Annotated in this window: 11 protein-coding genes; 4 read left to right on the plus strand and 7 right to left on the minus strand. The window is 61.5% G+C overall.

Annotated elements, in window-relative coordinates:
* Positions 1 to 4 precede the first annotated feature (4 nt).
* Positions 5 to 367: a winged helix-turn-helix transcriptional regulator gene (locus tag ACIROW_RS15895; RefSeq protein WP_402277279.1), complete on the minus strand. Its 363-nt coding sequence runs from the start codon at positions 365 to 367 to the stop codon at positions 5 to 7.
* A 112-nt stretch (positions 368 to 479) separates the two neighbouring features.
* Here ACIROW_RS15895 and ACIROW_RS15900 point away from each other — a divergent pair, with 112 nt between their 5' ends.
* A complete protein-coding gene (locus ACIROW_RS15900; protein WP_402277281.1) occupies positions 480 to 1,415 on the plus strand; it encodes an SDR family oxidoreductase in 936 nt (311 codons plus the stop codon).
* Positions 1,416 to 1,473: 58 nt separating this feature from the next.
* Positions 1,474 to 2,214 carry a DsbA family oxidoreductase gene (locus tag ACIROW_RS15905; RefSeq protein WP_402277283.1) on the plus strand — a complete coding sequence of 247 codons (741 nt, stop codon included), beginning with the start codon at positions 1,474 to 1,476 and terminating at the stop codon, positions 2,212 to 2,214.
* Between the two features lie 73 nt (positions 2,215 to 2,287).
* On the opposite strand, the gene ACIROW_RS15910 is transcribed toward ACIROW_RS15905, so the two are convergent.
* The 5 genes from ACIROW_RS15910 to ACIROW_RS15930 form a co-directional block, all read right to left on the minus strand.
* Positions 2,288 to 3,349 carry a porin gene (locus ACIROW_RS15910; RefSeq protein ID WP_402277285.1) on the minus strand — a complete coding sequence of 354 codons (1,062 nt, stop codon included), beginning with the start codon at positions 3,347 to 3,349 and terminating at the stop codon, positions 2,288 to 2,290.
* Between the two features lie 64 nt (positions 3,350 to 3,413).
* Positions 3,414 to 4,493 (minus strand): ABC transporter ATP-binding protein, encoded by a 1,080-nt coding sequence (locus tag ACIROW_RS15915; protein WP_402277287.1) that lies wholly within the window; start codon positions 4,491 to 4,493, stop codon positions 3,414 to 3,416.
* A 59-nt stretch (positions 4,494 to 4,552) separates the two neighbouring features.
* Positions 4,553 to 6,361: an ABC transporter permease gene (locus ACIROW_RS15920; protein ID WP_402277289.1), complete on the minus strand. Its 1,809-nt coding sequence runs from the start codon at positions 6,359 to 6,361 to the stop codon at positions 4,553 to 4,555.
* Positions 6,362 to 6,530: 169 nt separating this feature from the next.
* Complete coding sequence (locus ACIROW_RS15925; RefSeq protein ID WP_402277291.1) at positions 6,531 to 7,625, minus strand: ABC transporter substrate-binding protein; 1,095 nt, start codon at positions 7,623 to 7,625, stop codon at positions 6,531 to 6,533.
* Positions 7,626 to 7,666: 41 nt separating this feature from the next.
* Positions 7,667 to 8,644: a Bug family tripartite tricarboxylate transporter substrate binding protein gene (locus ACIROW_RS15930; RefSeq protein ID WP_402277293.1), complete on the minus strand. Its 978-nt coding sequence runs from the start codon at positions 8,642 to 8,644 to the stop codon at positions 7,667 to 7,669.
* A gap of 385 nt (positions 8,645 to 9,029) precedes the next feature.
* Between ACIROW_RS15930 and ACIROW_RS15935 the strand changes: the two genes are divergently transcribed.
* Both ACIROW_RS15935 and ACIROW_RS15940 read left to right on the plus strand, forming a co-directional pair.
* The gene (locus ACIROW_RS15935) at positions 9,030 to 9,707 is read left to right on the plus strand and encodes a response regulator (protein ID WP_402277295.1); all 678 of its coding nucleotides are present in this window, start codon (positions 9,030 to 9,032) and stop codon (positions 9,705 to 9,707) included.
* On the plus strand, positions 9,704 to 11,158 hold the full coding sequence (locus ACIROW_RS15940; protein ID WP_402277297.1) for a sensor histidine kinase: 1,455 nt from the start codon (positions 9,704 to 9,706) through the stop codon (positions 11,156 to 11,158). Before ACIROW_RS15935 ends, ACIROW_RS15940 begins: the two co-directional genes overlap by 4 nt.
* Positions 11,159 to 11,162: 4 nt before the next feature.
* Here ACIROW_RS15940 and ACIROW_RS15945 read toward each other — a convergent pair whose 3' ends face one another.
* The gene (locus ACIROW_RS15945) at positions 11,163 to 12,074 is read right to left on the minus strand and encodes a LysR family transcriptional regulator (protein ID WP_402277299.1); all 912 of its coding nucleotides are present in this window, start codon (positions 12,072 to 12,074) and stop codon (positions 11,163 to 11,165) included.
* Between the last annotated feature and the right edge of the window lie 105 nt (positions 12,075 to 12,179).

A 12,179-nucleotide genomic window follows, 5' to 3' on the forward strand; every position in this document is an offset into this window, starting at 1 on the left:
ATGTTCAGTCTTCTCCGCTTTCTGCCGTGCCGGCATGCGCGTAGTCCTGCAACGCCGACACGTTCTGATGGAACCATCCCCCCAATTGCTCAAGCACAGGCGTCAATGACTGCCCCGGCGGCGTCAGGCTGTACTCCACCTTGGGCGGCACCTCCGCATACACCACCCGGCGCACCAGGCCGTCGCGCTCCAGCTCGCGCAGCTGCAGCGTCAGCATGCGCTGCGTCACTTCAGGAATGCTTCTTTGCAACTGCCCGAAGCGCAAAGTCCCCGCGCTGAGGCGATACAACACCAGTGACTTCCATTTGCCGCCGACCAGATCCAGCGCCATGTCCACGGGACAACGATCAGGTGATGCAGCTTTCATGACGGCTCCAATAGGTACATTTTTGTGGGTATTGCACATGCATGTACATTCTATTCAATACCTGACCAAGCTCCTACACTGTTGACTTCTTAACCACATTTTGGAGTCAATGATGAAAGAACAAATCTATCTGGTGCTCGGCGCCACGGGCGCACAAGGCCGTGCAGTGGTGAGCGCGTTGAGGGCAAGCGGCAAGAAGGTGCGCGTGCTGCTGCGCAATGCCGACAACAAATCCTCGTTCGAGGACACCGGTGTGGAAGTCGCGATCGGTGACCTGGATTCGCCGGCACAACTGCTGGCCGCGAGCCGCGACGTCGCCGGCGTCTACTTTGCCCTGCCATTGCAGTTCAACGCCGACAAGGCAATTCGCTGGGGCAGAAATGCGATCGACGCCGCCGTCGCAGCCGAGGCGCCGCTGATGGTCTTCAATACCAGCATCGTCGGTGCAGCCGAGGCGGGTCAGGCCACCGGCAGCGTCGCAATCGATATCAAGTCCGAGCTTGAACGTTATCTGAAGCAGGCGACTATCCCCAGCATCGTATTACGTCCCACGCTGTACCTGGGCAACCTGACCGCGCCGTTCGCGACGCCGTCGATCGTCAACGACGGCGTGCTGGCCTACCCTGTTCCCGCCGGCCAGAAAGTATCCTGGATCAGTTGGGAAGAAACCGCCGCCTATGTCGTCGCCGCCCTGCAACGTCCCGATCTGGCGGCAAGACGACCGACATTCGACATCGGCGGCGCGCAAGCGATCACGGGCAATGAACTGGCCGCCGCCATCGGCAAGGCCGTGGGTCGCAACGTGTTCTATTTCCCGCTGCCGATCGAGCAATTCGAAGCCGGACTGTCCGCCGCCTTCGGCGCCGAGACCGGCGGCGCTCTCGCCAATCTGTATCGCTACATGACCAATCCCGCGCATGCCGACATCCTTAACGTCGACCTGCGCGCGGCAAGGGCTGAATTTGCCGTGCCGCAAGCTTCGATTGACAGCTGGGCCGCGCAGATTCCCTGGAAAGACCTCGCCCAGAACGCCATGGCGCAAGCCTGAACAACTTTGCCGCCGCCCATCCGCATCGGCGAACTTCCAATTTTCAACGAAAAAATACATGAACACCACACCATCCGAAAAAATGCAGATCGAGATCTGGAGCGACATCATGTGTCCCTTCTGCTTCATCGGCAAACGCCTCTTTGACAAGGCACTCGACGCCTTCGCGCACAAGGGGCAGATTCAGGTTGTCTGGAAAAGCTATCGTCTTTTCCCCGACGTCCGGTACCAGGAAGGAAGTGACGCCTGCACGGTCCTCGCCAAGACCAAGGGCCTGGCGAGATCGTCCATGCAACAGGCGATCGCGCATGTGACTGCATTGGGCCGCGACGTCGACATTCGATTCGATTTCGACCGTCTGCAGATGGTCGACACATTCGACGCACTGAGAATGGTGCACTGGGCCGCGATGCACGATCTTGGAAACGATCTGGGAAGCAAAATGAAGGAGCGCCTGTTCCAGGCATTCTTTGAAGAAGGCTTGAACCTGGAGGACCGCCGGGTCCTGGCGCAACTGGGGGACGAGCTCGGAATGGATGCGTCGGCGACGGAAATCATGTTGTCGTCGCGCGCCTATGCTGCTGAAGTCGAGGAAGATGTGGCGCAGGCAAGTCAGATCGGCGTGCGCGGCATCCCCTTCTTCGTACTGGATCGAAAGCAGGCGCTGTCGGGAGCGCAATCGGCGGCCGCCTTCAGCACGCTATTGCACACCGCGTTCGACGGATGGCAGCAAAAAACCGTGCCCCCTGCCGAAGTTGCGATGTCGGGAGAAAGTTGCTCCCTGAATGGTCAATGCTGAGCTGTTGTGATCGCCGGCACCTGCATCGCACCGGCGCCACAACGCTCATCCTGCTTCTTGATGCCCAAGCGGCTCAGAAACGGTGCTGCATGCCCAGGGTGACGCCAACCTGGCTGTTGCCGAAGCCGACGTCGTCACGCGACAGGCCGACCAGCTGGTTGTTCTTCGCCTTGGCGTAAGCGCCGCTGGCATACAAATCGGTGCGCTTGGACAAGGCGTATTTCAGACGCAGCGAATACATGATCGGATCGGCATCGGTGACCAGGTTCTTCTGGTTCTGATAGTAGATCGTGCCGATCAGGCTCAAGGCCGGTGTGAATTTGTATGTTGCACCGCCCCAGTAGAAATCGCTGCGCAGGTCGGTCGCACCGGACGCCAGGCTCTTCTTGAAGTAACGGTAGCCGAGGTTGAACTTCAGCGATTCCATGACCTGATAGCCGCCGGCCAGATGCACCGTGGTGGTCTTGTCGAATGACCCGCCCGGCACTGCGGCGGTGCCGTTGACGCGATCGTAGGTGGTCGCCAGCGAGAACGGACCGTTGCCGTATCCCAGGCCGAGGCCATATTTGGATGAGTCATTGACGCTGCCGGCCACTTCGCCGAAACCGTACATCGCACCCAGCTTGAAACCGCCGAAGTCGCCCTGGTACTTGACCAGGTTGGACACGCCGGTCGGCATGCCGTCCTTGCGCCCGCCGGTGGCGCCGGCCGACGTCACCCACGAATATTGCGCCGAGTAACCCATCGGATCGAACGGCAAAATGAAGTCGTAGGTGGTGCTGAACGAACGGCCGGCGACGATGCGACCGAAGCTGCCTTCGAGGCCGACGTTGGACTGGCGGTTGAACAGCTGGCCGGCGTCGCCGTCAAAGGCGCCGTTGTCGAGCTTGAAACCGTTTTCCAGCTGGAAGATCGCCTTCAGGCCCCCGCCAAGATCTTCGGTGCCGCGAAAGCCGATGCGCGAGGTATTCATCGCGCCGGAACTCATGCGTGTGACGCTGCCGCCTGTGGCGCCTGCATTATTGAGGTATTCGATGCCGGTGTCGATAAGGCCGTACACAGTGACGTTGCTCTGCGCCGCCGCCGCGCCGCTCAGGGTCGACAGGATGGCAGCTGCCAATAATTTTTTTTGCACTCTGGTTTCTCCTTGGTAAAAATCGTTTTTATGGTTGTGGTGTTGCGGTGTTGTTACGTTGAAATCAAAAAGCCCACAAAGCTTGTTCCGGCAATGTGAGCCAGTACTCGCCCTGCGCCAGCTTGTGCGGCGCGTAGGCGCGCAAGCCGACCGTCGTGCTGTCCGCGCTCTTGGCTTTGAACAGGCACTCCCACCTGTCTCCCAGGTACATGCACGTGGAAAGCGGCAGGCGAATGGCGTTGTCGGTCTGGTGGTCTGAGATGCGAACCTGTTCGAGGCGGATGATGCCTGTGGCCTCATTGCCGATATTGCCGCCGCGCGCGCTGGCGACTACCGTGCCGCCCTCGACCTGCAAGGTGACGCGCTGGCCGTCGCGCTGCAGCACCTTGCCCTTGAGACGATTGTTGCTACCCATGAACTCCGCAGTGAACAACGTGTCGGGAGTCTGGTACATGCTTTGCGGCGTACCCTGCTGTTCGATCTTGCCGTTGTTGAGCAGCAGGATGCGATCCGAAATCGCCATCGCTTCGCCCTGGTCATGCGTGACCATCAGCGCCGACAGGCCGAGTCGCACGATCAGTTCGCGCAGGAAAGCGCGCGCCTCTTCACGCAGCTTGGCGTCGAGATTGGACAGCGGTTCGTCGAGCAGGATGACCTGCGGGTTATAGACCAGCGCGCGTGCGATCGCGACGCGTTGCTGCTGGCCGCCGGACAGTTGATGCGGAAAGCGCTCGCCCAGGTGGCCGAGGCCGAGTTGCGAGAGTACGGCCTTGACGCGCTCTGCAATCTCAGTGCCGCCCATCTTGCGCAGCTTGAGGCCGTAGGCGACGTTGTCGAACACCGTCTTGTGCGGCCACAGCGCGTACGACTGGAACACCAGACCAAGGTTGCGTTCTTCGGCCGGCATTTCATAGTTGCGCGCGCCGTCGAACACACGGCGCTCGGCGATATCGATGGTGCCGGCCTTGGGCGACTCCAGCCCGGCGACGGCGCGCAGCAGCGTGGTCTTGCCGCTGCCCGACGGGCCCAGCAAGGCGACCACTTCGCCGCGCTGCAATTGCATGGAGACGCCCTTGAGGATTGGATTGGCGCCGGCGCCGCTGCCGTAGTCGAGATGCAGATCGTTGACGGAGAGTTCTGACATGATGATTCCTTTGATTGCAGGCTGCGGCGATCACGCCGCAGTCTCGTATGTTGAGTAAGTTAATCGTGCAATTTGATGCCGAAGCGCAGGGCGATTCCGAGACCGATGGCGACCAGCGTGATGTTGATGAAGGACAGCGCCGCCACCAGTTCCACCGCGCCTGCGGCCCACATTGAGACGATCATCGAACCGATCACTTCGGTGCCCGGAGACAGCAGGTAGACGCCGGTCGAGTATTCGCGCTCGAAGATCAGGAACACCATCAGCCACGCGCCCAGCAGGCCGTACTTCACCAGCGGCAGAGTGACGTCGCGCGTGACCTGGCCGCGTTGTGCACCGACCGCACGCGCCGCCTCCTCAAGCTCGGGGCCGACCTGCAGCAAGGCGGTGGTGATCAGGCGCAGGCCATAGGCCATCCACACCACCGAATACGCCAGCCACACCGAGAAGATCGTCGAACGCAACGAGCGCAATTGCGGAATGAAACTGTCCGACAGCCAGCGCGCGATGTCGTTGTCGAAGCCCTTGAGGAAGTTGTCCAGCAGCGAAGGCACGAACAGGAACACCCACAGGAAGGACAGGCCGGCCAGCAAACCCGGTACCGCGCGCGGCACCAGTACGCTGTAGTCGAGGAAGCGCGTGATGCCGTCGTTCTTGCGATGCATGGCCAGCGCAATCGCGCTGTAGCACACCACCGCGAACGCACCTCCGATGACGCCGATCAGCACCGTATTGATGATGCCGCGCACCAGCGAAGGCTGGCTCCAGACGTCGCGGAAGTTTTGCAGCGTCAGCACCTCCATCAGCTTGACGCCGTCGCCCCAGTGCGAAACGAAAGTACGCAGAGCAATGCCCGACAGCGGCACGATCACCGTGAACAGCAGCCAGAAGGCGATCAGGGCAAACGCGATCCAGCGCCACTTGCCGAGCGGCAGCGCCTTCTGGCGTGCACCCTTGCCCTTGATCGAGACGTACTTGTTTGCTGACTTCAGCAACCAGCGCTGCAGCATCACCAGCGGCATCGTCACCGCCACCAGGCAAACCGCGACCGCCGCCATCAGATGATACGAGGGCGTCCCAAGTTTGTTGGTCAGCTTGTAGAGATAGGTCGCCAGCACCAGATGGCCCTCCGGATCACCGAGCACCAGCACCAGGCCGAACACTTCGAAGCCGAGGAAGAACACCAGCACGCCCGAATAGGCCAGCGCCGGCATGATCATCGGCAGCGACACGTTGAGCGCCACCTGCAGGGGCGAGGCGCCGGCCACCCGCGCGGCTTCTTCGACATCCGAGCCCAGGCTCTTGAGTGCCGCCGACGCGTACAGATAGACATGCGGCACGTGCGTCAGGCCGGCAATGATGACGATGGACGGGAAGGAATACACGTTCCACGGATCACCTTCAAAACCGACCACCGACAGCAGGTTGCGCACCCACACGGTATAGAACCCGACCGGTCCCATCGAGACCACGTAACCGAAGGCAATCACCATCGGCGAGACGAAGATCGGCACCAGCAGCATCGGGGCAATCCAGGCGCGCCCCGGCAAGTCGGTACGCACCATCAGGAAGGCCAGCATGCCGCCCAGCGGCACCGCGATCAGGGCAAGTCCGGAGGCGAGATAGAAGCCGTTGACGAAGGCCTGGCGAAAATCGGAGTCGTCAAAAATGAAACGATACGAATCCAGCGTCAGCGTCTTGACCGGTGCGAAGAACGGTGCCGACAGGAAGCTTTGATAGAAAATCAGCAGCAGCGGCACGAAAATGGCCAGCGCCGCCAGCGCGACCACGACGCCGCGCGGCCAGTTCAGGCGGAAGCGGGCGCGCCGTATCGGCAAGGCGCCGGTGGTGGAAGAAAGTGTTTGCATGAGAACCTGCCGTTTCTGGTGATGAAGCAGCCCGCGTCTCCGGCATCTCGACAATTCAGACAAGCCGGGGGCCTGGAGGCGCAACAGCTGCGTCCCCAAGACGGGTACTACGAGATGAATGTCGCTACAAGGCAGTCCGGCCGTGCGCCGGACTTATCGCTGCCGGCGCTTACTTCTTGCCGGCCGCATCCTTCCATTGCTTGAGGAAAGCCAGGCGCTTGGTCTGGTCCAGGTATTCCAGCAAGTCGGTGTTGACCGGCATCGGCTTCAGGGCCGCGCCGAGTTGTTTGGTCAGCTCGGCCGAGGTGGTGGCGCCGGCAACGTCGCCGCGGATGGCAAACAATTGCGCATCATTGGCGATGATGGTCTGGCCGCGCTTGGACAGGATGTAATCCAGCCACAGCTTGCCGGCGTTGATGTTCTTGGCTGACTTGTTGATGAAGATCACGCGCGACAGCACCAGGTTGTAGTCCTTGGTGAAGGCGATGCCGATCGACGGATCCTTCTTGGCGCGCGTCAATGCGTACGGACCAAGAATGTTGTAGCCGATCAGGTTCTCGCCCGACGAGATGCGTTCGAGCATGGTGCCGGTGGACGACTGCACCCGCACCGCCACGCCGCCGAGCGCTTTGGCGAAGTCCCAGAACTGCGGATTGAGTTTCAGGTCGTGCGTGATCAGGCTGAAGCCGACGCCGGACTTCTCGATGTCGTAGGTGGTGACCTTGTTCTTGTACTTGTCGAGCCTGGTGGTCAGCAGCCTGGTGAAGTCGGCGTGCGTGGCCGGTACTTCGGCTTCCGGCACCAGGCGCTTGTTATAGACGATGGCGGTCGGCTCGAACGTCGTGCCGTAAGCGGTGTCCTTCCAGTTGGCCCAGGCCGGGACGGCGGCCGCTTCCGGCGACTTGTAGGCCAGGCCGTAGCCCTCCGACGCCAGCTTCATCTGCAGGTCCATCGACGACGACCACATCACATCGGCGGTAGCGCCGCCGGCGGCGGCTTCGGAGATGAAGCGGTTATAGACTTCAGTGGAGTTCATGTCGTTGTACTCCACCTTCACGGCCGGATACAGGGTGCTGAAATCGCGGATCAGCGCTTCCGCCGCCTTGGAATCGGTGGTGCTGTAGACCACGACCTTGCCTTCCTTCTTCGCCGCTTCGACTACCTTGGCGTAGTCCGCGGGATAGCCCGCCGGGCTCTGCGCCAGCGTGTGTGCGGACAAACCGGCCAGCGCCAGTACGATCATGATGCGGCGTTTTACGAACATGCGAAATCTCCTCTTCAGTTATTCAGGAGCAGGATGCCGGGTCATCTGACCAGCCCCAGTTCCTGCGATTGCTTGCGATATTGCTCGACTACCTTGTGGATGTAGTCGGTCAGCGGCGCGCCGGTCATGGCGAACGGATAGAGTCCGCCGGCCACGCGCTGGCGCTTGAATTCTTCGGTTGCCATGGTGCGGTCGAACACCGCCACCCAGCGCTCATAGTCGGCGTCGCTGACCTTGGCGCTCATGTAGAAGCCGCGGATGATCGGCCACACGACGTCAAAGCCCTGTTCGCGCGCGGTCGGGACGTCGGCCAGGGAACCCGGCAGGCGCTGCTCGGACAGCACCGCGAGCACGCGGGATTTTCCGTCCTTGACGGACGCTGCCGCTTCCGAGGCGTCGCCCGAAATCACCTGCACGTGATTGGCCTGCAACGCGGTGAATGAATCGCCGCCGCCCTCCAGGGCGACAAAGCGGAAGTTGCGCGGATCGATACCGGCGCGGCGCGCGATCATTGCCACCTTCAGCCAGTCCTGGCTGCCGACCGTGCCGCTGACGCCGATGGTAATCTTGCCCGGCTCGCTGCGCATGGCGTCGATGAGTTCACGCAAGTTCTTGTACGGCGCATCGCTGCGCACCGCGATCATGCCGTAGTCGACGCCGACGCCAGCCAGCCAGCGCACGTCAGACACCGCGGCCTTGCCGTATTTTCCCTGCGCCAGATTGAGCAATGAACCGCCCGAGAACGTCACCAGCGTGTCCGCGCCGCCGCGACGCTGCGACACCACTGAACTCCACGCCACCGCGCCGATACCGCCAGGCAGGTAACTGATCTTCACCGGCGCGCCCTCTGCACTCAAAGGCAAGGCCTTGCGGATCATCTTGCAAGCGCCGTCCATGCCGCCGCCAGGTTTGGCCGGCACGATGCATTCCACCGCCTGCGCCGAGGGTGCGTGCAGTGCGGCCGCGCCGACCAGCAAGGCGCACGCCGTCAACAGATGACGCCGAATGAACGGATTCATGACAGCCGTCAGACGTTGCGCAAGATAACGGGTACGTCGTAAAACGAATACGGGAAAATACGTATGCAAGTACCTAAGCTGGTACGCAAACAGGTGCGATGGCTCATGCCGTGTCTCCAAGTTATGGTTGTTATTATTTTTGATTTGATTATGTGAGCGGATGCTACGCGGCCAAACTTTCATTCGGCTTTCAGTGTTGCGAAAGCGTTGGCCGCCGTGCCGCAAAGCCGCTATTGCAAAGGCTGCGCTTCTGTTAGCATCCGCAACTATTCGTCGCATTGCAGCGCCGGTCGGTCTGATTTTTTTCATGCTGTTCTCCTTGTTGCAGTGCATTTCGACGTTCCGTATTTCCGTCACGTCGCTTCTCATTCATGGCACCGGCATCATGCGCATTCTATTGGTTGAAGATCATGTCGAACTTTCCCGCTGGCTGTCCAAGGCGCTGCAGGATGCACACCTGACCGTCGAATGCGCCAGCAACGGCGACGATGCGGACAGCCTGTTGCTGACGCAGGAGTATGCGCTGGTCATCCTCGACCTGACGTTGCCGAAGATGGATGGCCTCGATGTCCTCAAGCGCCTGCGTGCACGCGGCAGCCGCACACCGGTGCTGATCCTGACCGCGCGCGGCGGACTCAATGACCGCGTCAACGGCCTCAATCTCGGCGCCGACGACTACCTCTCCAAACCCTTCGAGCTGGTGGAACTGGAAGCGCGCGTGAAGGCGCTGCTGCGACGGGCACAAGGCAATGAAGCAGTCACCATCCAGTGCGGCGCGCTGAGCTTCGACACGGTGTCGCGGATGTTCACCTACGGCGATGCGATGCTGGCGTTGACGCCGCGCGAACATGCGGTGCTGGAGACGCTGATCACGCGCGCCGGCCGCACCGTCGCCAAGGAAAAGCTGTTCCAGGAAGTGTTCTCGCTCGATGACAACGCCAACGTCGACGCCATCGAAATCTATATCCATCGCGTGCGCAAGAAACTCGACGCCGTGGAGCAAGGCCGTGTCTCCATCACCACCTTGCGCGGTCTTGGCTACCTGCTGCAAGCCGCCGGATGATACGCAAACCGATCGCTACCGGACTCGGCAGTCTGCGCAGCCAGCTGATGCGTTGGCTGCTGGTGCCGCTGCTGATCCTGGTCGCGCTCGACGCGGTCTCGGTGTATTACAACGCGCTGGAAGTGGCCGACATCGCCTATGACCGTTCGCTGCTGGCATCGACGCGTGCACTGGCGGAGCGCGTATCCGTCGTCAACGGCCAGGTGGTAGCGGACGTGCCTTATGTGGCGCTCGATAGTTTCGAAACCGATACATTAGGCCGTATCTACTACAAGGTGACCGGCGTCAACGGCGAGTTCGTGTCCGGCTACGATGACTTGCCGCCGCTGCCGGCCAATGTCAAACGCTCGGAAGCGTATCCCGCGCTGGTGCGTTTTTACCAGGCCGACTACCACAATCAACCGGTGCGCATCGCCGCACTGTACCAGCCGGTCTACGACGATACGATGCGCGGCATTGCGCTGATCCAGGTCGGCGAAACCATGGACGCACGCCGCGGCATGACGCGCAAGATCCTGTTCGACACCATGTGGCGCCAAGGCGTGCTGGTGACGGTGGCTGCTCTGCTGGTGTGGTTCGCCGTGCGCTTCGTGCTGCGCCCGCTGATGCAATTGCGCAGCGAAGTCGAGTCGCGCGCGCCGACCGATTTATCCGATTTTGATCCTGCGCGCGTGCATAAGGAAGTGCGACCGCTGGTGCTGGCCATGAACGGCTACATGGAGCGACTGCAAACCCTGATCACGGGGCAGCGGCGCTTTATCGCCGACGCCTCGCATCAGTTGCGCACACCGCTGACGGTATTGAAGACACAGGCCGAACTGGCGCTGCGTGAGTTCGATCGCACGCCCAATGATCCACGCGCCTTGCGCGAACTGGTCGAGAGCATCGCCGGCACCACCGACTCCACCGTGCATCTGGCCAATCGCCTGTTGACGCTGGCACGCGCCGAACATGGCGCAGTCGAAGGCGGCATCGTCCCGGTCTCCCTTGCCGATGCCGCACGCCAGGTCGCGCTCGAACTGGCGCAAAACGCCGTGGCCAAACATATCGATCTGTCCTTCGACACCGCCGGCGAAGTGCTGATCTACGGCAGCCCGTTGCTGCTGCGCGAACTTGTAGTCAACCTTCTTGATAATGCGATCCGCTACACGCCGGTCAACGGCCGCATCGCGGTGCGCGTGGGATATCAGCAGATCGGTGCGGATACCTGCCCGCTGCTGGAGGTGGAGGATACCGGCGCCGGCATCCCGGCCTCGGATCGCGAACGCGTCTTTGCGCCGTTTTACCGTGCGCCGTCGGCGCAACTCGCCAATCCGCATGGCGCCGGCCTGGGCATGTCGATCGTGCGCGACATCGCGTCGGCGCATGGCGCCGAAATCATCCTGGCCGACGGCGCTGAAAATACCGGCTTGCTGGTGAAGGTGCGCTTCCCGGCATCGAAGCGCGCCTGAATTCTCAGTCCTGGCGCTGCTCGTGCCGCACCGCCCAGTCACGGCAAAAATCCAGCAACGAGGCCAGCCGGACCGACAGCACGCGATGCTTGTTGCGCACCATGTAGAAATGGCGGCGCAAAGGCGGCAGCGGCGTCGCCAGTTCGATCAACCGCCCCGACTCCAGCAGATCCTCGACCACCGCGCGCGACAGGCAGCTGATGCCCATGCCTTCCGCGGTGGCGCGCTTGATCGCTTCCGAATTGCCGAACTCGCAGGCCGAAGGCAAATGATGCAGGTAAGGCAGCAAGGCGTGCTCGACCGCCTCGCGCGTGCCGGAGCCCTCTTCGCGCAACAGCCAGTCGGCTTCGCTCAAGGCCTTCAGCGTCAGCTCCTTGCCCTGCGCCGCCAGCGCATGGCGCGGCGAGGCGACCACGATCAGTTCATCGGTCATCCACGGCTCGACGTCGACATCATTCGCATGGCATGGGCCTTCGATCAACGCGGCATCGACTTCAAAATTGCTGACGGCGTTGACGATGTCGGCGGTATTGGCCACCAGCGCGCGCACGCGTAACTGCGGATGCGCGCGCCGATAGGCCGCCACCATTTGCGGCAGCATGTAACTGCCGATGGTCGTGCTGGCGCCGATGTGCAATTCGGCGCCGACCTGATCCGGCGTCAGGAATTGCTGCTCGATGGTGTTGGCGGCGTCGAGCAGGTGCTGCGCCTGCGGCAACAGCAGGCGGCCGTTGTCGTTGAGCATGAGGCGCTTGCCGACGCGATCGAACAGCTGCACGGCGAGCGTGTTCTCGAGTTCATTGAGCGCAGCGCTGGCGGCCGACTGCGACAGCGCGACCAGATCGGCGGCGGCGGTCGTGCTGCCGGATTGCGCCACGGCCAGGAATATCTGTAATTGCCGAAGGGTAATTTTCATCTCGGATCGCTTGATGATTCATTAATCTACTTGTTATTCAGGTAGATATTAACAAGATAACGCGTTTTTCTTTTAAATAACAGAGCGCTAAAGTGCCTTCATTGC

It is taken from the genome of Herbaspirillum sp. NPDC101397, assembly GCF_044767325.1.
Lineage (GTDB): Bacteria > Pseudomonadota > Gammaproteobacteria > Burkholderiales > Burkholderiaceae_D > Herbaspirillum.